Source organism: Paenibacillus allorhizosphaerae (genome assembly GCF_042659105.1).
GTDB classification, from domain to species: Bacteria; Bacillota; Bacilli; order Paenibacillales; family NBRC-103111; genus Paenibacillus_G; species Paenibacillus_G allorhizosphaerae.
Genome location: NZ_JBHSRV010000013.1, coordinates 54,550 through 77,029 on the forward strand (window position 1 = coordinate 54,550; position 22,480 = coordinate 77,029).

The following is a 22,480-nucleotide window of genomic DNA, read 5'->3' on the forward strand; positions in this document are numbered from 1 at the left end:
AGACATATCCGGTAAGCAACATTCAGTTCTCTGAAACTTCATTTTTTTGAAGTGAAATGTAATGCTCCCCCACCTTTATGATTTGCTCCAGAATGGGTTCCAGACTTTTCCCAAAATCGGTTAAGCTGTATTCAACTTTCGGAGGGATGGTCAAAAAAGCGGTGCGTTTAACGATATTGCATTCCTCCAGCTCCCGCAGCTGCGTAGTAAGAACATGCCTGGATATGCCGGATATTAACCGTTGAAGCTCACCAAAACGTCTGGTTTGCTGAAGCAGTTCAAATATGATTCTAGGTTTCCACTTCCCACTAATCATTTGTAGCCCCACTTCTACAGGGCAACCAAAAGTCCCATCCTGATAAGGCATTTTTCCCTCCACATAGGTCAGTTTTTTATGACTTTGTCATCTTATTCTGCGTACTTAATTTATTTATCGTATTGCGATAAGCTAACATACATAACCATCATATAGAAAGAGGCGATTCTATGAAATCCCCCATTCGCAATAAAGCTGTCTTCAATCCGGAAGATATGAATGCTGCGTTTGCAGAAGCCTACAACACAGGCGACATAGACAAACTGCTTGCTTTGTACGAACCGGAAGGTATTCTGGTTAATCCTAACGGAGGCCATGATAAAGGAATCGAACAAATTCGCAAAACACTAAAGGACCTATTGCGACTGCAAGGCAGCATGATATCCAAGAACATATACTGTATCCCTTTTGAGAATATCGCTTTACTTCGCGCACATTTTATCCTTCAAACAGTAGGTGCGGATGGAAATCCAATCCAAATCCTAGGACACACTTCGGAGATTGTTAGAAAACAGCAGGACGGCAGCTGGCTCTATATCGTAGATCACCCATACGGGGCAGAACTATTAAGAGAAGTAGATTCGGCAGATTAGTATCGCTCTGCTTTTTAAGCAATTTTTGATTTGAACACGTCTAAGCCGGTGAAACCATTCCTAGATCATATTTGTTTTTACCTTTGATTTACGGGTAGTTTCAGCATATTGCATAACTTTTGATGGGGTTACCGTAAACATAGCGATTAATTTATATGCGATATAGCCGAATTCATTTCTCACCCTCCCCTGCTTAAAACTCGTTTGTCCTCATTAGAATTGCACGGTTACAATGACACCGTTCATATTATCGCCCGAAATCTCATAGCGGCCATTGGCCGGTACGCGGATGGTTGTGTTTTGAGCTACGGGATAATAAGAGATTTCATAAGTCCGATGATCTATCGTAGTTGTAACGGTCTTCTGTTCCTTCAAGAAATCCAAATATTGCTCCAGCACAAAATCCTTTTCCTGCATAATGGCGCTGTGCGGCAAACCGACATAACGAAAATGCCAAGGCTCGTACTGTATGCCTGTGATTGTCGTTTTATCCTTTGGGTAACGCAAAATAAAACCGTATCTCCATGCATTTGCTTTCAGCCACTTTCCTTCTGCCGCTTGATTCATCTCCGTTTGCGTAGATCCAATATCAAGCGATAAGCCTAAGTTATGTTCGCTATAGCCAGCCGGCATCGCATATTCGGCACCCATTTGCCGGTAGAGCTGACTTTGCTCTTTGGTGTCCCGATAACCGCTGCTTATTAAAAAATGGCGTACCCCTTCTTTTTGCGCCGCCTCGATCATGGTTGAAAATCGTTGCAACATGGTTGGCGACAACCGAATTGTGTTATCCAGCAAACCGAATCCTTTTACCAATCTCTTATGCTGAAACAGATTGACCGCTTCGGACTCCCCTGTCCCTTTGGGTACGGGATGATCCTTATTGACCAACAGCAAATCGCCTTTGTTTATCTGATCCTTTGTTACCTTCAATGCATGCATGTTCTTCTGCGAGGCAGCCACAGGGGCTTGATATTCTATTTCCGGCAGGTTCTCGTTTACGACGATCGGTTTGAGTTGATAAACTCCATAGCCGAGGGCAACGAGTATACCAATCCGCAAAATCCATTTCTTCATCCCTTCGTTTCCTCCTAACCTCTCACTCACTTCAGGATAAGGAAAACTGTTTAAAAAGAAATGAGGTTAAAAATAAAATTTTCCTTAAATGCATTCTTAAATGTTCTATTCATGGCTTCCTCTCCTGTAACGAAAACCACTTTACCGGCCATCTTATACATTTTTTCTTCATTTCGAAGCCATGCCAAAAACCCCACTTTCTCATAAGTGGGGTTAATATAAAATTTTTCTTAAACGGATGGATTTTCTTGCGGCAAACGGACTTCGAAGATCGTTCGAATTAAATCGCTTTGCACCGAAATGGTGCCTTGATGCTGCGTCACAATATTTTTTGCAATGAACAAGCCGAGTCCTGTGCTTCCTTCTCGATGGGCACGTGCCTTGTCCCCGGTAAAAAACATATCAAACACATGCGGCAGTTCTTCCGGGGGAATACAATCGCCATAATTGACTACTTGAATCACTGCATCATCTGCTTCCTGACGGCAATGAATATCGATAAACCGGCCGTCTTGTCCATAACGAACGGCATTTGAGAGCAGATTTTCAAATACGCGCGCCAGCAACTCTCCATCACCCCAAATTATCAAATGCGGAGCCATATTCAATCGGGCGATCAGGTTGTGTTTTTCAAAAATAGGATATGATTCCTCATTTAATTGGGTGAGCAGCTCGCTCAGATCGATCATTTTTTTATCGATGGTAAGCTTGCCGTAGTTCATTCGGGTGATTTCGAACATTTCGTCAATCAGTTTCTCCAGCCGCTGCGACTTGGTAAAAGCAATGCTCGTATAGTGTCTCACTTGTTCCGAGGTCAGTTTATCGTCCTGAAGAATGAAGTCCAAATAACCTATAACGGAAGTCAGCGGCGTACGCAAATCATGAGCCAAGTTCAACACCAGCTGTTCTTTGCTGTTCTCCGCAAAATCCCCTCTTTCCAAAGCTTGCTGCAATTTTACACTCGCAAGATTGATGTCTCTGGCGATATCTCCGAACTCATCGTTGGATGAAATACGTATGCGACTGTCGAAGTCACCGTTTGCAAGCTGGTTAATCCCCTTGGAGATTTCATGAAAATACGCCGCGTAGCGTTTGGTGAAGAAAAAGAAAAACAAAACCGAGAGAGGAATGAATAGTAACAAAAAAAAATTAATATCCCCAACGTCTCTTATGAAATAACGGACTTTCGTCAAAGGATTTTCGAGCTTCGTCGTATGATAAAAGAGCTGAAGAATCTTATAGAGCAAGTAAGTAATGACGCCGGAACAAAGCATGCTTAGACCGAAGAGCAGAATCATTTTGAATCGGAAGCTGCGGATTAGGTTAGCCATTGAATGTGTATCCCACTCCCCAAACCGTTTTGATCAGCTTATTTTTGTTCATGTCTTCTCCAAGCTTTTTCCGCAGGGTGCGAATATGGACCATGACCGTATTGCTGCCTTCATAGTAGGCTTCGCCCCATACCTGCTGGAATATATTCTCAGAGCTGTAGACTTTGCTCGGATAGCTGGCTAGCAGATACAAAATATCAAACTCCTTCGGTGTCAGCTCGATAGGCTTGCCGTAAAGGAATACGGTCCGGTGTTCTGGATGGATGATGAGTCCGCCCGCCTCCAGAACAGGCGCGTTCGCCGGTGCCGATGCATTGAACTGCATCGAACGCCGCAACTGCGCATTCACCCGAGCAACCAGTTCCATCGGGTTGAACGGCTTGGTTACATAATCGTCCGCTCCTCTTACCAGCCCCGTAATCTTGTCGAGATCGGTCGTTTTGGCGCTTAAAAAGATGATCGGCATGTGATGCTGCTCGCGAATTTGCCTTGTTGCTTCGTAACCGTCCAGTTTGGGCATCATAATATCCAAGATCGCGAGATCTATGGAATGCATCTGAACAGCATGTACGGCTTCTTGCCCGTCGGATACTTTAATGCAGCGGTAACCCTCTTTTTCTAAATGCAGCTCGATCAGGTCAGCAATCTCCGACTCATCATCAGCTATCAGAATTGTGATCGACTTCATTCTTTCCACTCCCTGCATAACGTTGGCGTTACTATTATTTTAACAGATTTATTTCTGCTGTGCTGATTGGTACTTTTCTCCACCAATTGTCTGGCAGGAAGCCCCTGGCACGTGATAAACTAAACGTTAGAACGGTGTACGTCACGGCAATTGCAGAGTAGCAGCAGAACATGTAAGCGCTTTAAAATTCTTCGTGGAATTGAATGGAACGATCGAGACAAGTAAAGGAGAGAAGGTTTATGAGGATGCGTAATAATGATATAAGCCATATGACATTGGTTGGTGAACGTTTATGAAGCGCAGTGATCAAAAGAATTGTTCGAGTGAGGTGCATCCTATCCTGGAGGCTGTCGTCGATCGGATGATTCCGGTAGATGCATGGCCATCGGCAATTGATCTGGGAGTCTTGGAATACCTTGAACGTCGCGCCGGCGAGGATATCGCTACCTGGATGAATTTAATTGAACCCGGACTTCGGTCACTGGATGCAAAAGCAATAGCTCTCCATCACAGACCATTTTCGAAACTGTCAGCTAATGAGCAAGACAGACTGTTACGCGACATTGAACAGGGGCGTCTTCGGGACTTTCCCGTTTCGCAGCAACTTTTCTTTTCCACCCTATTGAGCCTGGTTATCGAAGGTTATTATGGAAGCCCAGGTGCTGGCGGGAATCGCGAGGGTAAGTCGTGGGACATGATTGGTTTTCGTCCGGGTCCCGTCTCCAAACTCCAAAAACCGGTCCTGGAGACCGATCTCCCTCAACGAACTTATGATCAGCTCCGGGACTTGTATGATGTTATCGTCGTCGGAGCTGGAGCAGGGGGATCGGTAGCGGCGGCGGTGTTGGCCGAATCGGGACTTCATGTTCTCGTAGTCGAACGTGGAAGCTGGCTTCGATACAGTGAGATAGGCAGCGATCATGTGCGCAATCATCGGTTTAGCAAATACGGTCATAATACTGGACCAGGATTGGAAGGCCACCCTCGCACGTTTCTCTTAGCCAATCGAGAAGAGCGGATTACAGCGCCCTTTGAGGGTAACTACCATAATAATGCGATGACAGTGGGCGGCGGAACACGCGTCTACGGAGCACAAGCATGGCGATTTCATACCGATGACTTTCGTATGGCGACTCGCTATGGGATTCCGGACGGGAGTTCACTCAGCGATTGGCCGATTAGCTACGATGAACTCGAACCATATTACGAACGGGCGGAGTGGGAAGTCGGCGTTTCTGGTGACGGTGATGCCCACCTTGGACGCGGGAGCCGACGACTCCCTTATCCAATGCCGCCGCTGCCAAGGACGCTCGAAGCCGAACGATTGGCTCAGGCGGCATCAAAATTGGGATGGGACGCGGGGCCGGTTCCTCTTCTCATCAACTCGGTCGAACGTGACGGTCGACCAGCCTGCGGACGATGCGGCCAGTGTGTCGGATTTGCTTGTCCGACCAACAGCAAGAATGGCGGCCACAATACGATGCTATTGAGGGCCATCAATACCGGCAATTGCGACCTGATTTGCGATACCATGGTTGAGCGCATAGACACCGAGGCGGGAAGGCACGCCACCGGAGTTCGCCTTGTGCAGGAGGTGGCCGGCTCGCTTCAACGTCGGCAAGTGCGAGCAGGACACGTGATGGTCGCTGCCGGAGCCATCGAAAGTGCACGCTTGCTCCTCAATTCAGCAAGCGATGCAGAACCGTACGGAATAGGTAATCGGAACGGACAAGTAGGAAGAAACCTTCAGGGGCATGTCTATACGGGTGCCTACGCCCTCTTTGATGATCCGGTTCAAGACGGTCTTGGGCCTGGGGTAAGTATTGGCACCTGTCGCTTTGCCCATGGTAACGGGGGAGAGATTATCGGGGGCGGGATGCTTGCCAACGAGTTCACGCGGTTGCCGCTTATTCATTGGAATCGGGCGCTTGCGCCGGATGCCGCACGATGGGGGATCACTGGCAAGATCATGATGCGCGAGAGTTACTTGCGCACAAGCCATGTTCAGGGACCGATCCAGGAGATCCCTACGCCCGAGTCAAGAGTGCGGCTCTCGCCTACGGTCAAAGATCGATTCGGATTGCCGGTGGCTCAACTCTCGGGAAGTGTTCATCCCGAGTCACTTCGAACCGCGGTCATGCTGGCAGAGCAAGCCGAGACTTGGCTCTGGGCTGCCGGAGCTCGTCGAGTTTGGCGAACCCGGCCAGGCGGAGGGCTCAGTGCTGGGCAGCATCAGGCAGGGACACTGCGCATGGGCGACGATCCTTCGGTATCAGTCACCGACCGCTACGGTCGCGTACACGGATATGACAATCTCTGGGTGAGTGACGGCTCCGTACACGTGACCAACGGCGGCGTTAATCCGGTGTTGACGATTCTTGCCTTGGCTTTCCGCACAGCAGAAATCTTGGTTAAACAAGGATGAAATGCTGGAACGGATACGTGAAAGTCATATTTACCCGGCTTTAGAGAGGGAGAGGAATGGTCGGTTACTCCGAAAGAATAAGAGCCCCCCATGATGGCATCGGGTTTTAAGCCCGTCTGAACCAAACGTCAGAGGCGCTCTTTTTTTGAATGTTGCCTATTTTTTTCCTGCTTTTACCGTATCGATCGACTTATCGGCAAGCTCCGTAATCGTCCGAATCGCGGTATTCACGTCACCCTGGCCTTTTCCCAGCTGATACATTATTTTTTCCAGCTCCACTGCAGCCGTACGGCTGTAAGGTGAACCTTCAAACGTAGGTGCCGGTTTGCTTTTGGCTACCGCACGCATATTCTTCCCTTTCAAAAAGTCCGCGTCTTGGCCGAACGCGTCCTTGACGGCCTGCGTTTTCGTAACCGGGAAGGAAAGCGCCTTTTTCGCCTGGTTCATTTGAAATTCGTCGCTGGTCATGTAGGCAATGGCGTCGAAAGCAGCATCTTTATGCTTGCTCATGCTTGTAATATAAGCTAAAGTTAAATTCGCTTGAGGGCCGATGCCGCGGCGGTCGCCGTATTCCGGGTAGGTCACTACGTCCCAATTGACCTCTTGCGAAATCGTCGGCATAAAGTAGGCATACATGGCAGCCAGTTTATCTTTATAAAATACATTGCTGACAGCCGAGAAGCTGTTTTCTTTGAGCGCGTTGCCCGGAATTTCATAAAACCGGGATAAGTTTCTGACGATCCTCGTCCAACGTTCATCGCTATTGTACAGCGCCTTGTCAGATTTCGGATCGACGAATCCTGCCGACAACTGGTTCATCCAGGCATAGTTGTACGTTTGCGTGACGAAGCCCCTGTATTGCTTATCGCCGTCCATTCGGGTCATCTGTTTGGCCAACTCGTAAACATCGTCCCAAGTCATTCCATCCTTCGGGTAAGGAACGCCAAACTTATCAAAAACATCTTTGTTATACAAAAGGGCCTGGACGTTCATCCTGTAAGGCAATGCGTAGAGGCCTCCCTTGGAAAGCGCCCGTACCGCCTGTACACTGCTGTCGTCAAGCCGGGACAAATCAAAATTGCTCTTTTTGATCATATCGCTTATATCATATTCGAACTTATACGGCGTGATCAGCCGGTAATGATTCAAATCGGCGTTGAGGAAAATATCGATCGACTCTCCGGCTGCCATCATCGCGTCGAGCTGCCCTTCCGGGTTCGTGTCCGGCGGATGAACGAACTTCACAGTTATATAGGGAAACTTTTTTTGAATCGGGTTTCCTATTTGTTCCATGAAAGCTTCATCGGTCTCGCTCGGACCGTTCGGGCTGTAAAACACAAGAGTAACCGGCTCCTTCGATTTTTCCGGTGCGGTCGGCGGCGATGTCACGGGTTGTGTGCCGTCCCCGCTCTTGCTCCCGTCAGCCGAACATGCGGCTAGGCAGCCGACATTCAGGACAAGCGCAATAAAGTACAGCTTCTTCAAATTAAGCATGCTCCCACCCTTTCATGAAACCCGTATTGTAAGCGCTACCTATTAAAATACATCACATATACAGTAGGGATGCGACACCATTTAATCGGACCGGTCAATTTTTAAACTATAAGAAAACCTCAAGGTTTCAAAGGACGCACAACTTTTGAGTTCTCGCTTCTCAATCTTCAGCTTGCAAAGTATGATAATAGTAGCTACTCGGATGAAATTAATCTTGTGGGGAGAGCATCTATGGACGTGAAAAGATTTCCTCTATACGAGGATTCCATCGGGGATCATCCGTATTTTCTCACTGGCAGCCAGCGCTTCTACATCGACGTTCGGAACTCTATTTATTCTTATCTGCATCATCATAACTTCGCCGAGATTTCCTACTTCTTCGAGGGGAGCGGCGTCGAATCGATTGATGGCGTCAGTCACCGGTTGCAGCCGGGAACCGTGTCCGTTGTTCTCCCGCATCAAATGCATATTATTAAATGCGATTCCGGGCGGAAGCTGCGCAAATACTGCTGCATGTTCGATACGGAGCTATTGTTCGGCAAGTGCGAAGACAAATGGTTTTCGGATATGTTGTTCGGCATCGGTACGCATACGCCTTCGTTTGTCGATTTCTTAGGCACGGAGGCCGCGCAAATGAAACTGATTTTCGAACAGCTGCTTCACGAATACGGGGAGACGAACCGTCCGGGAAGGCTTTATATGATCCGTACGAAGCTTACGGAAGCGTTATTGTTGTTCATACGTCACGGGTTGGCCTGCCGATCTTCGGACACATGGGATACGCGTTCTACAAAGGAAGCGCCGCGGCTGCTCTGGCCGCTTGTCAAATATGTGCACAGCCATTATAAAGAGAATCTCAGTCTGAAGGAGCTGTCCCATCGTTTTGATGTGAGCGTTCCTTATATCAGCCGCGTTTTCAAAACCTACGTCGGCATGGGCTTTGTTCAGTATATGCACAGGCTGCGGATCGAGCGCGCTACCAACATGCTTCTCACCACCGATATGACCATTACGGATATCGCCTTTGACGTAGGTTTCGATAATTCCCGCACGTTTGCCCGCGTCTTCCGGGAGCTGAAAGGAAAGTCCGCGAGAGAGTATCGAATGCTCGCCCAACAATAGAAAACATCGCGAACAGAACATCTAAAGTCCTTCATGACTCGATCCACTGCCAAGTGCCGCGCTTTATTCAGCGCGTTTTATCTTAATGATACAGACAAAGGTGACGTAAGCGTATCATCTCGGACTATACGACAACGATTTAAAGTCTTTTCTTCTCAAGATAGACCAGACTAAAATCAGAGGTAATCAAGCTTTCTTTGAAGGTTTTATATCCTAACTTTTCGTATAAGGCAATGTTCTTTTCGCTTTTACTTCCAGTGAACAACTCATAACGGGATTTCGGAAAAAGACCTTCTATAGCACTCATTAACATTTTGCCTATTCCTTTATTTTGATGGTCCGGATGAACCATCAGCTTTCCTATGTAGCAAGTTCCGTCTTGGTCATTTGCTCGTACGGAACCAATGATTTTTTCATCAACCAGCTCATCTGAATTCATTTTAAAAAATCAGGTGCCAATTTTACCATATACCCTTCATTCACTAAGTTCTTCCTCTAATCACTCTTTGAAATCGTTTATTGTTTGTGATGATGCGTATAATCCCGCTAACCAGCGCCGTTCTCCGCGCACAGGTAGAGGCAAGGTTAGGAGAATGTTACGATTGACATATATCAGGGAAGGAGAGATGGACAGTGGCAAAATATATAAAATTGCAAGATGAGCTGGATGCACAGGCGAAGCATGGTCTGGAGGTTCTTCCTAGGGAAGTCGTAGAGGCTTTCGTGCATTCGACCCAGGAGCTCCGGGAATCGGGCACTGCTAAAGGTTTGGCTGTTGGCGCAATGGCGCCTGACTTCACCTTGGGTAATCAAATAGGGAATAATATTACCTTGTCGGAAAAAACCGCGAAGGGTCATGTTATCCTTACCTTTTACCGCGGGGGCTGGTGCCCGTTCTGCAATTTAGAATTAAGAGCTTATCAGCGAATCATTGACAGCATTCATGAAGCCGGTGCTGAACTGTTGGCCATCAGCCCTCAAACACCGGACCATTCGTTAAGCGTCCATGAAAAGAACAAATTGAGCTTTCATGTCTTGAGTGATTTGCACAATCGGGTGGCGGAGAAGTATCAGCTCAAATTCAAGCTCCGGGACGATCTGCATGATTATCATCGATCACTCGGCGCTGCATTAAATGAACATAATGGCGACGATTCATGGGAGCTTCCTGTACCTGCCACTTTTATCATTGATAAGCAGGGGGTTATCCGTTTTGCGAGTGTGGACCCAGATTACACAAAACGGACGGAGCCTAATGAAATTTTGAACCTTCTTCATTCCTTATAACAGCCCCTGCTCTACTGTCCGTTAACAAAGCTGCCGTTCAACGCGGCAGCTTTGTCCTGGTGTTAATTATTGAGCTATCATATCCATCCCTCAAAGCGTCGGCTGCTGATTGATCTTATAGGCAGCCGGTGTAATCGCGTAATTCAGCTCTTCGAGAAACACCTTTATTATAGGATCCGCAGCCTGACCGAGCTTCTGAACAGCAGACTTAGAGGTTAACATTTCCTGACGTGACCAATCCTTATGAAACTCGCTGTCAGAATTCAGGAGAATGAAATAATTCATCGTCTAGATGCCTTTACTTCCCCGATACACAGCCGTTCTCAGTTCATTTGCATATTGCTCTGTTAGTGGCATATTCTCTTCTTGTGCTTGCCGGATCGCTAACTCAATATCATAAGGGACCCTCACCAATTGAATTGAAAAAGCACTCATTGATCGACGGCTATACCAACCTTCGAGAATAGCATAGCACGCTTGTGTAATCTCCAATGGGTTCCCTACGCTTCCAACATTAAATAAAACTTTCCCTTTAAAGTTTTGTATATATGCATTATGGATATCACCATAACCGACCACATCTGGCATCAGCTCTTCGGGTGGTATTCCAGTTTTCTCAGTATTATTAAACATAGCCAATCTATCCTCTATCGGGGCATGAGGCTGCACTCTCTTGTATACACTTTCGGCAGAGGCATGGAATAACCGGATATATCGCCCGCTCATAAAAAATTCAGTTGAAAATGGTAACGATTTTAAGTAGTTGATTTCCGACTTATCTAACTTCTGATATTGCCATAATGCATGCTCTTGTTCTACATCTGGTCTATTCGTCAACCAGTCATCCCAATTCCCTAATACTACAGATTCGCAACTATTTTTAATTTTATCTATAGCTTGCTTCGGATGTGGTCCTTTTCCAACCAAATCCCCCAAGCAGAAAATTCTTTTTATACTTCGTTCGCTGATATCTGACAATACTGCTTCCAAAGCCGGGATATTCCCATGAATATCTGAAATAATCGCGATTCTATCCATATATTCACCTCACCCTTTCACTTAATGAATAGCTCTACATTAAGTCTAAACTATCATCCATAAAATGGGAACAGGGTTGAACTAACGAAAAAAACTGAGTAAACCAGTGACAGATTCTAATAACAGAGGTATTACAAAAATAAGAACTAAACCAGTAAACATTAGTGGTTATACTCCTATATAATAAAAAACGGCAACCGGGAACAGAAACGCTGTTCCGGATGCCGCCGCCTAATAGCAGGCTTAAACTAGGAATGGATTAACGGGAAATGATTTGAAGCAAATAAGCAAGATGCTGCGTCAGCTGCACGCTGGCGGAAGCCGTCATTTTGCCCTTTGCTGCATCGTTCTCCACCGTGTCTTGAAGATCATTCAAATGCTTGATGGCTTGATCCTTATGGCCTTTCTCATACTGTTTTTCCGCATTGGACAGCTTTGCATCCAGGGAATTGGCTTCCCCGTTATTTTTGAACTGGCCGTTCTTGTCCAGTTGTGCGATTAAGGCATGCACAGCGGAGAAGCTGGTGCCGAACGTAATCTCGAAACTAAAGCTTTGCTCAGCCGTATTTCCGGCAGCATCCTCAACCAGGTATTGCACACTGTGAGTACCGAGTCCCACTTGCTTTGCCTGCAGCGATTGACCGGAGACAATCTCTTTCCCGTCCAAAAGAAGCTTCTGGGAAGCGATGCCGGACAATGCGTCAGCAGCAGCCAGCTCGAATGTAACGGCTTCATCATAGGTGATGTTGTGAACGCTTTGACCCGATTGCGTCAGACGAACGGTCGGCGCCGTTTTATCGAGACGGATGACGAGCGATTGCGTTCCTTCTTTGTTACTGGCGTGATCAACGGAATAATATTGCAGACGGCTGTCGCCTTCGGAGGAAATCGTCAGCGGAGCCGTATAGCTCGCCCATTCTCCGCCGTTCGTATTGTACAAGGTCGATGCTACGCCCGTTCCGGTATCCGTCGCGGACAATGTAACCGTCACATCCTCACGGTACCAACCGTTGCCGTTTGCCGTTCCAGACAGGGCTGCTGTTGTGACAGGGGCCGACGAATCAACAGCCGTAAAATCACCTAGACCACGAGGCTTCAACTGGTACGTTTCTTTGAAAATGGCTGCAACCCCGCGGACGTTAACGACTTGTCCCTCCTGATACGGGAACTTGTCCAACGTGAGTCCTGTACGGCCGTCAACGCGCACATGATCGGTTGCGGAGCCGGACGTCGCGTCGAATTCAAAGGAACCGGCCGGAGTGGCCGCGACTACATTATGAATAGTAACATTCGATAGCTCAATAAGCTGACCCTGATTATTTTCGTTTACGGATGCGGCGGCCTTCACTGCCGGAAGCTCGGCTGTACCGGTCTTCGCGATAGCTACAGGCGAAGCCAGCTCAAGCTCCGAGTTATAGCGGGTAAGTGAAGCGGTCACCTTCACCTTGTCTCCTTGATGGAAGCCGCTTTGGCTTTGGAATACGTAGACCCCTGCGGTTTCATCCTGAAGATAGAACGCTTGTCCGCCGAAGGCTCCGGGCTCCGTGGTTACGACGCCTTCCACAGTAACAAGGGTATTGTCTGCCTTGCTCCGCGCTTCAGCTATCGAAATCTGGTCAGGCACAGGCGGCTTGTCCTCCGGAAGCGGCTCGGCCGGTACATTCGCCAAGGTAACCGTTTCGGTTTTGAGGTTATTGCCGTTCTGTCTTAGACGCAGACTTGCCGCACCGGTGGTGTTGGGCTTTATGCGGACCATAAGATCCTTATAGGCATGGCCCAAGCCGTCGGCTGTCAGGCTGAAAGCGGAGCTGTAGCCATACGCGGTGGGCCAAGTGCCATCGGCATTTTGAATCTGGGCAACCTGGGTACCGCCGGTTAAATAAATGCCTGCGCTGAATCCGGACACCGTTCCGTAAGCAGGCAGGTTATCCGCGACGACACGGATTTGAAATTGCTGTGCGTTCGGAAGCTGAGCCTGATGCACGAAGTTGTACGCTGCAGTTGGAGCGGCTGTAGCACCGCCGTAGGAACCCGGCTTGTAAGTGGAAGAATCCCACCATTTATAGCCGGCTTCAGGCACAGCCCATGGCTCCTTCTGAGGTTCGGTGGACGCTTCCGGGGCTTCAAACGGCAGCAATGTCGTCGGCTGGTCAAGCTGAAGCCCGCTGACATCGCTCAGCTTCGTATAACTCTCCTTCTTGCTCAGCCAATGGATAAGATTAACGAGCAATGTGCCGTCATTTTGTTCTTTAAAACCGTCATACGTCGTCTTTATTTGACCGTTTTCTTCCCGCACATATTTGGGCGTTGCATCCTCAACAGGAGAAGAATCGCCGATGAATGCGGCTTTACCTAGGCCTGACTTGGAAATGGCGATATACGGACCTTCGGCGACGCCGCCTCCGGCATATACGCCCTGATCCACCGCATTAGGCCATGCTTCCTTGGTCTGCGGCAGATAAACGATTCCTTTGGCCCGTGTCGGGTCAATAATTTCGATGGTAGAGCCGGCATGCATCGCAACCGTAGAGACACCCCTCGTAATGCCGAGCGCTTGATCGGGCGCTACGACCTTGTCGGTGATGATATCGCCGAGCGCGTTATAGCGGAATCGCACGCCGAAATTTTCGTTCAGCCAATCGGAGCTTGCTACGCCTTGCATCGCGGCTGAATTTCGCTCCTCTGTGCTCATTCCTTTGGCAGGGTCATCCCAAGCACCGCGGCGATAGCCGTTCATGACCTCGGAGGCGTCCCACCGGTTTTTGTTCCGATCCGCATTATAGTGGTCGGCGATGAAGAAAATGCTGCCGCCGTTTTGAACATACTGCTTCATGGCCGCTTGTTCCGTCTGCTTGTACGGAATATTGGCTTCCCCTATAACAAATACATCGTAACCTTGCAGGTCCTCGAGGGTAATAGCGCCGGACTTCCGAAGCTCCTTCACATCGTAGCCGTTATCAGCCAAGGCATTGCCAAAATCGGAAAAGCCGCCGTCAATAACCCAATCCGCCGCTCCGGCTGTTTGTCCATGGGTATTATCGAACAAAATCTTTTTACCCGAGTTTTCGTTCACTACTCTAGCGTTGATGAAAGGAGCCGGATCGTTAGGTCCTTCGGCAAAAGCCTGCTGTCCCCCGTCCAAGAAGAAAGATTGCAGCGGAAATGCGAGGCTAAGAGCGAGTGTCGTCTTTAACAGCGTGGCCTTCCAATGCATGAATTTGCTCATCATATTCCTCCATTATTTTAATAGTAGAACTGCAATTGCATTCTATCACGAAACGATGGAAGAGTTTGATAATATTTCATGAAGTCAGGAGAATAGGACTAGACCGGGAGAAAAAACAGACACAAAGATTCAGACCGCCAAATCATGATCGACAGATTTCGCAGCTTCCATCCTATGTCATATGAAAATAAAGTAGTAGACTCGATTCGTTGATCTATGCTGGTCAGACCTCAAAAAGCGTCAAGTCCTCTGAAATAACTGTTTGACCGACTTGAATATAAAACCAGCGGCAGCCTTGGACCGGAAAAATAAAGCCCCAGACAACCGCTGGATTATTGAGCTAACGTTCCCCGTTGGCGCGGTAACTCGATCTTTCCATGGGATACGAAAATGACTAAGCACTGGATAAAATATTTTTTGGACTATAGCACGCTTATCAGCGATTTAATCGCATTGATCCGATCCCACCGAGTCTCTCCTTTGTCGGCGATGATCGAGAGCGGTACATTGCAGCCGCGATCCTTCAGAATACGCAGCATAATCCCGAGTTCCTCTGCGTCCACTCTTCCGTCAGGAAGATAGTTCGGCTTGGCATGAATCGAATGAGCCATCGAAGCACCGTGGGAAATCCCGTTTGCCTTCTCGCTAGTCTGGAAATTGCCGAAGTCAATGATGGTCGGTACGATGCTGCCGACATTACTCATGATCGAGCTCCAGCTGCTTAACGTCGCAGTCAGCGGACGGAAGTTTTCCGTTACCACCCGCACTCCCCGCTCTGTCCCGTACTGCGCCAACTGCTTGAGTGCGCTGCAGCTTCTCGCGATTGCAGCAGCATCGCCTGCCGGCTGCTCGCCGGCAACAACGCGCACCGCCGCTGCACCCGCCTTCGCAGCCACCTCAATCCAGCTGCGCAAGTAGGCGATGTCCGATTCGCGACGTATGTTATCGGGTGATGAAATATCCCCATAGTCGACTAAGAGTGTCAGGAAGCCGATGCCCGCCGACTCAAAAGAAGCTCGCAGCTCGGCCAAGTAGGAAGCGTCTGTCGAGGGGATCTGAAAATGGCACACCTCCAAGTAACTCAACCCGTTCTGCTTTGCTTCCACCGGAAGATCAGTCAGTTCCAACTCCTGCGGCTTCCATTCTTCACGAACTTCCTGACTTTTCGTCTCCTCATTCCAGATGGTCCACCGTAGCGGTCCCAGAGACTGTCTCATGCTCCACGTGCTGATTGAGAAAGAAAACATATGCACACCATCCTTTTTAAATTAATTTACTTCCAATGACTCCGTTTATGTAAACAAAACCCTTTCAGCATATAGTTGAAGGGGTTTTGGTAGTCGGGTGAGTCAGTTGAGAGACGCTAATTGCGTGCAATCGTGGTAAAACAAAAGGGGTCAACAGAATTAGGGCTACCAAGATGGAATAAGTCGTTACCACAATTTGTGAATAATCACTCGGCACACGCTTTACAAGCACAGACATTACCACCTCAATAAAGAATTTCGCGTGAACTCAGAACCCTTATATCTTCCTCTTCATTTCAAAGTAGTTTCCATCCCATAAGATAATCATTGTTTGTTCATCTTTAATAATTAAAAAGCTGCCAGGATTCGTCCAATCATTTATTTTTACAGTTGTAACCGACTTTGAGTTAATTCCAATGTCGCTTAATTGAGTTCTGTATTCTTTTAAAAAATCATCGTTCGTTATTTCAATTTCCTCATATTCAGAGTTCAAAATTGTCTCCTTGTCAAAGGATGCTTTTTCCTTCATATAAGTCGCCTTCATGCCGATAATGCGCTCATCAACAGCAGTCGATACGGGCGTAGAACCAATCCACTTCTGAACGGTCCAATCGCCATAATATGAAGGCGTTGGAGCTGTAGAAGGCGTTGCGGGCATATTGTAGTTGATCTTGCCAAAAGAGCAAATGACTAGCACTATTAAAAGTAGTGTAGAGCTATAGAATGAATTTTTCATGTATTGACCTCCATCTAATATCGGCTATATATCATAGACGATGGTAAAACTTATATGGTTTCGTAAAATCTGTCCGGGCTATTGTACCCGTTTAGCAGAAGCAACTTGTTGGAACATCTTCATCGTACAGCCACATTGCTTCCAATACACAACTCGGAAGCAAGTTGTATTGACAATTACCGTCGATCTATTATTCTTAGTTCAAATGTAAATATGAGGAGAGGGACTAGCGGCGATGGCACATACAGCTACATTTATCATTATCGGGGGTGCTGGCTTTCGGGCGCAGTATTTTTTGCGGATTGCACACGCACTGCCGGAGAGCTTCCGGATCAGCGGTTTGGTCATAAGAGACGAAGAAAAGGCGAAAGCCATGGAGCGGCAGTGGAAGGTTCCTGCCTTCAGAACGCTTGAGGATGCTCTTGCCGGGGAGAAGCCGGATTTCGCAGTGATCTCCGTCAGCCGTGGAGCCGCATCCGGTTATTTGCTGGATCTGGCGGACAAGGGAATACCGGCATTGGTCGAAACGCCGCCTGCTCCGGATATGGAAGCCATGCTCGAGCTGCATGATCAGCTTTCGAAACGAGAAGCTAGAGTACAGGTCGCGGAGCAGTATCATTTCCACCCGCTGCATACGGCAAGGCAGGCGGTGATCGAAGCTGGGCTGCTTGGCAGGGTGACGCAGGCAACCGTATCCATATCGCAAACGTATCATGCCGTAAGCCTCATGCGAAAAATGCTTGGCATCCGGTTTGAAGACGCTATTATTCGCGGAATGCGGTTCAAGTCGCCGGTTGTCGCCGGACCGGGGCGCGGAGGCCCGCCGCAAGAGGAGAAAATCATAACCGAGCCCCGTGATATGGCTTGGCTTGAGTTTGGCGAAAAGCTCGCAATATACGATTTCGCCAAGGATCAGCATCGTTCGTGGATCCGTTCCAACCATCTCGCCGTTCGCGGCGACAGGGGGGAAATATTCGATCGCCGTTTGAGTGTTCTGGCCGATTACAAGACGCCGCTTCATCTGGAGTTCAAACGGATCAACAGTGGAGAGGAAGAGAATCAAGAGGGGCATTATTTGCAAGGCTATATAGCCGGAGAACGCTGGATTTATAAAAATCCATTCGTTCCTGCAAGGCTGTACGACGACGAAATCGCGATCGCAACCTGCTTGCAGAAGATGGCCGAATATGCGGCGGGCGGACCGAGCTTTTACAGTCTGGCGGAGGCGTCACAGGATCATTATCTCGGCCTTCTTATCGAGCAGGCGATTCGGACCGGAGAAACGATCAAATCGGCGCGGCAGCCTTGGGCTGAATAAAGCAAACAGGCATATCTCCATTCAGGGGCGTATGCCTGTTTTTGCTATAATATCTGAATTGATTAGCTACCTACCCGCCCGAGTCGGGGCTATTCCAAGGCGGAGGCGAGCTCGCTGCAAGTCTTCCTTTGCGTCATGGATTGGATCTTTTGATACGTCTAAACCAACAACTTTTGTGTAATCCTTCATGGTAGCGGCTCCTTTCGAATGTAGCTCTGCATTTGGTTTTAGTAGAATTCACTACACATTGTTACCAAATGCAATCTACGTTAAGCAAATGGGACCGCCTAGTTCATTATGACTAACGTACGCTGAATGCTGATAATGACGACTCCAAAACTTATTTAATCCGCAATTACACATACAACCGGCACCGGCTTCTGATTCCCGACTATGACTTGTTTAATACCAAAACCGGCGTTCATCAGATTTTGACTCGTCCGTTCGGCAATAAACCGGAGCTTATCCGCAGCCGGTGGCTGATTAAACAAATAAACAGTGCCTTCTGGCGACATTCGTCTTCTGATAATTTCCAACTCACGGTCAGCTTTCTTCCAGAACAAATTGATGTTCACGGCAAATATCTTATTAAACTGACTTTGACCCAACTCCGCTTCGTGGAATTTGGCGGCAAGAAATTTTGCCTTCCCCGCTAATTCATGTTCAGCATTCTTTTTCCTTGCCTTGTGTATCATTTTATCTGATTGATCAATAGCGGTTATCATCCCATCGACTAACTTTCTGCTGATCAAGGAAACCGCCGATCCAGGTCCGCAACCGATTTCAAGCATGCGGTCGTATGGAGCCACCTCTAGCACATCTACTGCCCATTGGATCCGATCAGCAATGATTCCCTCCATAAGAATATCCCACCTGATTCGTCGTGAAATATGTTTGAACATGCAGACTGCCGCTATGCTTGTTGAACTATCGTATCCGTCAGCGGATTGCCGAAGCATTACCTCTTGCTACTTCTTCTATCATATTGTTGATAAATGAAGTATCTATTTTATGTATCTGTAGTATTTTTATTAAGGTTGATTTCATGTCCTTTCTATGAACCACTTTATCTATTTGACCATGCTGTAAGTTAAATTCTGCTGTTTGGAACTGTTGTGGTAATTTTTGACGCATCGTTTGTTCAATAACGATTCGACCTGCGAAACCAATAATGGTTTCGGGTTCCGCTAATATAATATCCCCAAGGCTGGCGAAGCTCGCTGTTACCCCACCTAAAGTTGGATTGGTCAATACGGAGATATAGAAGCCACCTTGCTCGCTGAATCTGGCTATGGCAGCGCTTGTTTTTGCCATTTGCATTAAACTCAAGATACTTTCCTGCATTCTGGCGCCGGATGCAGTAGAAAATACAATGAGCGGGTACTTTTTCTGAGTTGTTTTTTCAATTGCTCTAGTTATTTTTTCACCCACTACGGAACCCATGCTACCCGTAAAAAAATCAAAACTCATGATAGCGATGACGACCGGTACTCCACCAATCGTACCTTCACCTGTTATGACAGCCTCGGATAGACCCGACTTTTTTGTTTCTCGTTGTAACTTCTCCGTATACCCGTCAAATTCTAGTGGGTCTTCAGAAATCATATCACTATCATATTCGAAAAGTCGCCCTTCGTCCAAAGTAAACTGAACTCTTTCTCTCGCATTCATTGCAAAATGATACCCGCAAGTAACACAAACTTTCAGATTTTTTTCCAACTCTTTATTAAACAGAATAGCATTACATTTTTTACATTTACCCGTTAATCCTTCAGGTATCTCGCGTTTCGATTTTTCTCTGACATCACTTGGGGGTAAGGTGGCATACTTTTTAGGTTTTTTTTGAAAAATTTCTCTAAACATGGTTTCTCGTAAGTTCAAGTCGTTAATTTAGCATATACAACAAAGAACACCATCACTTCTCCAACAATGATGTAATTTGGTATAAAGAAAAACAAATCCACTGCAAAAAAAGCTCCAAGTAATCCTAATAATAACGCTAAATGAGAGATCCCCAATCTTTGATGAACATGTCTATATTTATGGAAGACCAACGAGGTTGAAAAAAAGTAAAGCAATACCGATCCAAAAATAAAGCTTAACATAAATGAATAGTTTAATTGTTCCAAAAATAGCAACTGAATCGAAGCTGCGATCATACACATGGACAAATAAATGAATAAATGACCATAAATTATCGTTTGCCCTGCAGTCTCTATTGTTTTGTTCACTTTCTTTTCGACATTGTCAAAATATTGCCACCACATAGCAATAATTAATAAAAAAGTTATTGACGCAAATAAAATAGATTGCCACGTCCAGTAGCTAGACTGCAATACCGTTAGTATACTGATTACTGCTTCGCCAAGAAGAATAAGTGTAAACAGGGAGAAGCGTTCTAATAAATGGTGAGTATTTATGGGGCTTTTCACCAAGTATTGCCGACCTATTAATGGGAGCAATATGTCTACAGCAATTCCTGCATATAAAACTACATAACGAATCCACGAGTCAAAGAATAGTGATAAAGAAGATATCACCAAACCAATCCAAAAGCGACTCCCCAAATAACGGGCAGTGATTTTTCTATGAGCTTCTTCTTTCTTTTGTACCGAAAGATATTGAATGGCAGTCATCGCTCTTAAACCAACATAGCCTACTAAGAATGGAATATAGTATTGATCAAAATTAACCGATAGGCTTGCCGTCATGATTAATACAAAAAATAATTGTAAAATCAGAAATATCCGGTGAGATACGGTATCTTGTCCAAACCGATTTACAAAGAGTGATTGCCCTACCCAAGCCCACCAGATCGGAACAAAGATTAGGACGAATTTCGTTAAGTACTCTACTGGTATTGAGCCATTGTCGACATGTAACAAGACATGGCTCGCTCTTGAAACAGCCGCTACAAAAAGTAGATCGTAAAATAGTTCCAGCCAGGTAACTTTCTTCTCAGCAAATGCTGCGCTATGTTGAAATCCCGGTGCGTGTTTATTCATCATTGTGCTCCTTTGCTTGGATGTGTTCCGTTACTTCAACGATCCGGAGCGTGTCGCGAGGCACCGCTCTATATTCCTCATATTATCATAAATGGAATTATCCCGCCCGTTGCTTCAACGCACATCAAAGAGGAGCAATACGCTTTTCTGTGATTTTATTTGAGTAATTTTGTGTCACTGCACAGCTGCTGCAACTTCTTCTTGGGCTAGCGGCAACATTTTGACTATTTTATACGTCTAGCATTAGCGGACATAGGTCTCTGGTTGGTTTTTTTTGGGAGTTACAATTTATTACACAATTTTGGTTACTTCGACAATCCCAATGTGCTACATTATCTCTGGCTTTATATAAAAAGAAACAATTGGGAGGATGATGGATGTGAACCATCGGAACAAATCGAAGGCCAAATGGTTGCGCACGATGCTGGCTGCCCTGACGCTTGCAGTGGCAGTTCCCGTATCCACGGCGTTCGCCGACGGACCCGCAGTGGAATCCAGAGCAGTGGGTAACACGGCTGGAGCCGCGCCCAACGTCACGATTATTCGCGCTAACGGGGGGAGCATAACCCCGATGGGAGCCGGCGAGTGGGATTACCTCGGTCAGCGCTCGACGGTTTCCACGCAAAACCCGACCAACTACGTTCACTCCGGCGGCGGCGATTTTAAGTTCCAGGTTATGAGCGGTCCGAGCGGCGGCGCCTGGTATCAGCTGCGGGAATACGATCCGGGCAGCAATGCGGACGAAGTCGTGACCGGCTATGAGTACTTTCTGTATCCTGGTGACACGCTGATCTATCGGGGGATCAGCAACTATGTCGACGGCGACAACAAGAAGGCAGAATTTTACGTATACGAAAGCTTCAGCGGATCCGGTTCCGTGAAGTATTGGGATTAATCCTGTTTCATCCCAGTTCCGATAGGGTAGGGGGTACCGGTAGCGGTACCCCCTTCTTGCATTTACACACTCCAGCGGCCACTGCCACCACCCGCTAATACACGGATAAAAATGTAAGAACCCTCCGCATCCGGAGAGTTCTCTAGTTTGTTAAGCCTACTTGATTGATATGATAAAAAACCGTTTTGCCTTTAAGCAAAGATTTACAAAGTTCAATCAGACTTGGTATATGTTCACGTATCCACATATGCTTTCATGGATGAATCCCCAACTCTCGAAACTTTTACTCAACCCTTTCATACGAGCGGTTACCAGCGAAAATGCATTTTCAAGAATTTGAAATTCCTCGGTGGCGATAAAATTCCGCGAAAACTGATGTAAATATGCAATACGCATCCCCAAGGCACTAACCATTTCCCGACTGGCGAAATCTATCTTGGACATGGTATCCCCCAAAATCCATTTCAAGACGGAACAATGCACTTCTTCGCATTCAATGACAACGCTTGTTACTAGTTCACCATTTAGATTCGGAACAGGGATTGAACAGGTAATTCGGAATGAGACGACCAAGCGATGGATCGCTTCCGCCTCTACTCTCACGTTACTCGTTTTAGGCAATTTGTCCAACCACATTCACTCCATTTTATGATAACAATCCGATTGTTTTACAATAACAACA

At 47.0% G+C, this 22,480-nt stretch carries 20 protein-coding genes and 1 pseudogene; 6 read left to right on the plus strand and 15 right to left on the minus strand.

The window, feature by feature from the left end; all coding sequences use genetic code 11:
* Nucleotides 1-22: 22 nt before the first annotated feature.
* Nucleotides 23-367 carry a winged helix-turn-helix transcriptional regulator gene (locus ACFQI7_RS30195; RefSeq protein ID WP_218098942.1) on the minus strand — a complete coding sequence of 115 codons (345 nt, stop codon included), beginning with the start codon at nucleotides 365-367 and terminating at the stop codon, nucleotides 23-25.
* Nucleotides 368-486: 119 nt separating this feature from the next.
* Between ACFQI7_RS30195 and ACFQI7_RS30200 the strand changes: the two genes are divergently transcribed.
* Complete coding sequence (locus tag ACFQI7_RS30200; protein ID WP_218098943.1) at nucleotides 487-909, plus strand: YybH family protein; 423 nt, start codon at nucleotides 487-489, stop codon at nucleotides 907-909.
* A gap of 213 nt (nucleotides 910-1,122) precedes the next feature.
* Here the strand turns inward: ACFQI7_RS30200 and ACFQI7_RS30205 are convergent, their stop codons facing one another.
* The 3 genes from ACFQI7_RS30205 to ACFQI7_RS30215 form a co-directional block, all read right to left on the minus strand.
* Nucleotides 1,123-1,986, minus strand: a complete 864-nt coding sequence (locus ACFQI7_RS30205) for a M15 family metallopeptidase (RefSeq protein ID WP_218098944.1) — start codon at nucleotides 1,984-1,986, stop codon at nucleotides 1,123-1,125.
* 230 nt (nucleotides 1,987-2,216) lie between these two features.
* A complete protein-coding gene (locus tag ACFQI7_RS30210) occupies nucleotides 2,217-3,317 on the minus strand; it encodes a sensor histidine kinase (protein ID WP_218098945.1) in 1,101 nt (366 codons plus the stop codon).
* Nucleotides 3,310-4,005 carry a response regulator transcription factor gene (locus ACFQI7_RS30215; protein WP_218098946.1) on the minus strand — a complete coding sequence of 232 codons (696 nt, stop codon included), beginning with the start codon at nucleotides 4,003-4,005 and terminating at the stop codon, nucleotides 3,310-3,312. The genes ACFQI7_RS30210 and ACFQI7_RS30215 overlap by 8 nt, the downstream gene beginning before the upstream one ends.
* 292 nt (nucleotides 4,006-4,297) lie before the next feature.
* On the opposite strand from ACFQI7_RS30215, the gene ACFQI7_RS30220 reads away from it, so the two are divergent.
* The gene (locus ACFQI7_RS30220) at nucleotides 4,298-6,430 is read left to right on the plus strand and encodes a GMC family oxidoreductase (RefSeq protein ID WP_218098948.1); all 2,133 of its coding nucleotides are present in this window, start codon (nucleotides 4,298-4,300) and stop codon (nucleotides 6,428-6,430) included.
* A 156-nt stretch (nucleotides 6,431-6,586) separates the two neighbouring features.
* Here ACFQI7_RS30220 and ACFQI7_RS30225 read toward each other — a convergent pair whose 3' ends face one another.
* A complete protein-coding gene (locus ACFQI7_RS30225) occupies nucleotides 6,587-7,915 on the minus strand; it encodes an ABC transporter substrate-binding protein (RefSeq protein WP_218098949.1) in 1,329 nt (442 codons plus the stop codon).
* A 240-nt stretch (nucleotides 7,916-8,155) separates the two neighbouring features.
* Between ACFQI7_RS30225 and ACFQI7_RS30230 the strand changes: the two genes are divergently transcribed.
* The gene (locus ACFQI7_RS30230) at nucleotides 8,156-9,046 is read left to right on the plus strand and encodes an AraC family transcriptional regulator (RefSeq protein ID WP_218098950.1); all 891 of its coding nucleotides are present in this window, start codon (nucleotides 8,156-8,158) and stop codon (nucleotides 9,044-9,046) included.
* Between the two features lie 139 nt (nucleotides 9,047-9,185).
* On the opposite strand, the gene ACFQI7_RS30235 is transcribed toward ACFQI7_RS30230, so the two are convergent.
* Nucleotides 9,186-9,485 carry a GNAT family N-acetyltransferase gene (locus ACFQI7_RS30235; protein ID WP_218098951.1) on the minus strand — a complete coding sequence of 100 codons (300 nt, stop codon included), beginning with the start codon at nucleotides 9,483-9,485 and terminating at the stop codon, nucleotides 9,186-9,188.
* Nucleotides 9,486-9,679: 194 nt separating this feature from the next.
* Between ACFQI7_RS30235 and ACFQI7_RS30240 the strand changes: the two genes are divergently transcribed.
* On the plus strand, nucleotides 9,680-10,333 hold the full coding sequence (locus ACFQI7_RS30240; protein ID WP_218098952.1) for a peroxiredoxin-like family protein: 654 nt from the start codon (nucleotides 9,680-9,682) through the stop codon (nucleotides 10,331-10,333).
* Nucleotides 10,334-10,621: 288 nt separating this feature from the next.
* On the opposite strand, the gene ACFQI7_RS30245 is transcribed toward ACFQI7_RS30240, so the two are convergent.
* The 5 genes and pseudogenes from ACFQI7_RS30245 to ACFQI7_RS30265 form a co-directional block, all read right to left on the minus strand.
* A complete protein-coding gene (locus ACFQI7_RS30245; protein ID WP_218098953.1) occupies nucleotides 10,622-11,371 on the minus strand; it encodes a metallophosphoesterase family protein in 750 nt (249 codons plus the stop codon).
* Between the two features lie 259 nt (nucleotides 11,372-11,630).
* Nucleotides 11,631-14,597, minus strand: a complete 2,967-nt coding sequence (locus ACFQI7_RS30250; RefSeq protein WP_230414920.1) for an OmpL47-type beta-barrel domain-containing protein — start codon at nucleotides 14,595-14,597, stop codon at nucleotides 11,631-11,633.
* 422 nt (nucleotides 14,598-15,019) lie between these two features.
* Nucleotides 15,020-15,844 carry a sugar phosphate isomerase/epimerase family protein gene (locus tag ACFQI7_RS30255; RefSeq protein WP_218098955.1) on the minus strand — a complete coding sequence of 275 codons (825 nt, stop codon included), beginning with the start codon at nucleotides 15,842-15,844 and terminating at the stop codon, nucleotides 15,020-15,022.
* A gap of 91 nt (nucleotides 15,845-15,935) precedes the next feature.
* Nucleotides 15,936-16,085 (minus strand): annotated as a pseudogene (locus ACFQI7_RS30260) (EamA family transporter); the annotation flags it as partial.
* A 36-nt stretch (nucleotides 16,086-16,121) separates the two neighbouring features.
* Nucleotides 16,122-16,580 carry a hypothetical protein gene (locus ACFQI7_RS30265; protein WP_218098956.1) on the minus strand — a complete coding sequence of 153 codons (459 nt, stop codon included), beginning with the start codon at nucleotides 16,578-16,580 and terminating at the stop codon, nucleotides 16,122-16,124.
* Between the two features lie 235 nt (nucleotides 16,581-16,815).
* Here ACFQI7_RS30265 and ACFQI7_RS30270 point away from each other — a divergent pair, with 235 nt between their 5' ends.
* Nucleotides 16,816-17,898, plus strand: a complete 1,083-nt coding sequence (locus tag ACFQI7_RS30270) for a Gfo/Idh/MocA family protein (RefSeq protein WP_218098957.1) — start codon at nucleotides 16,816-16,818, stop codon at nucleotides 17,896-17,898.
* Nucleotides 17,899-18,242: 344 nt separating this feature from the next.
* Here ACFQI7_RS30270 and ACFQI7_RS30275 read toward each other — a convergent pair whose 3' ends face one another.
* The 3 genes from ACFQI7_RS30275 to ACFQI7_RS30285 form a co-directional block, all read right to left on the minus strand.
* Nucleotides 18,243-18,758 (minus strand): class I SAM-dependent methyltransferase, encoded by a 516-nt coding sequence (locus ACFQI7_RS30275; RefSeq protein ID WP_218098958.1) that lies wholly within the window; start codon nucleotides 18,756-18,758, stop codon nucleotides 18,243-18,245.
* 79 nt (nucleotides 18,759-18,837) lie between these two features.
* Nucleotides 18,838-19,761, minus strand: a complete 924-nt coding sequence (gene accD, locus ACFQI7_RS30280; protein WP_218098959.1) for an acetyl-CoA carboxylase, carboxyltransferase subunit beta — start codon at nucleotides 19,759-19,761, stop codon at nucleotides 18,838-18,840.
* Between the two features lie 14 nt (nucleotides 19,762-19,775).
* The gene (locus ACFQI7_RS30285) at nucleotides 19,776-20,903 is read right to left on the minus strand and encodes a low temperature requirement protein A (RefSeq protein ID WP_218098960.1); all 1,128 of its coding nucleotides are present in this window, start codon (nucleotides 20,901-20,903) and stop codon (nucleotides 19,776-19,778) included.
* Nucleotides 20,904-21,282: 379 nt separating this feature from the next.
* On the opposite strand from ACFQI7_RS30285, the gene ACFQI7_RS30290 reads away from it, so the two are divergent.
* Nucleotides 21,283-21,798 carry a hypothetical protein gene (locus ACFQI7_RS30290; RefSeq protein ID WP_218098961.1) on the plus strand — a complete coding sequence of 172 codons (516 nt, stop codon included), beginning with the start codon at nucleotides 21,283-21,285 and terminating at the stop codon, nucleotides 21,796-21,798.
* 216 nt (nucleotides 21,799-22,014) lie between these two features.
* On the opposite strand, the gene ACFQI7_RS30295 is transcribed toward ACFQI7_RS30290, so the two are convergent.
* A complete protein-coding gene (locus ACFQI7_RS30295) occupies nucleotides 22,015-22,428 on the minus strand; it encodes a hypothetical protein (protein ID WP_218098963.1) in 414 nt (137 codons plus the stop codon).
* Between the last annotated feature and the right edge of the window lie 52 nt (nucleotides 22,429-22,480).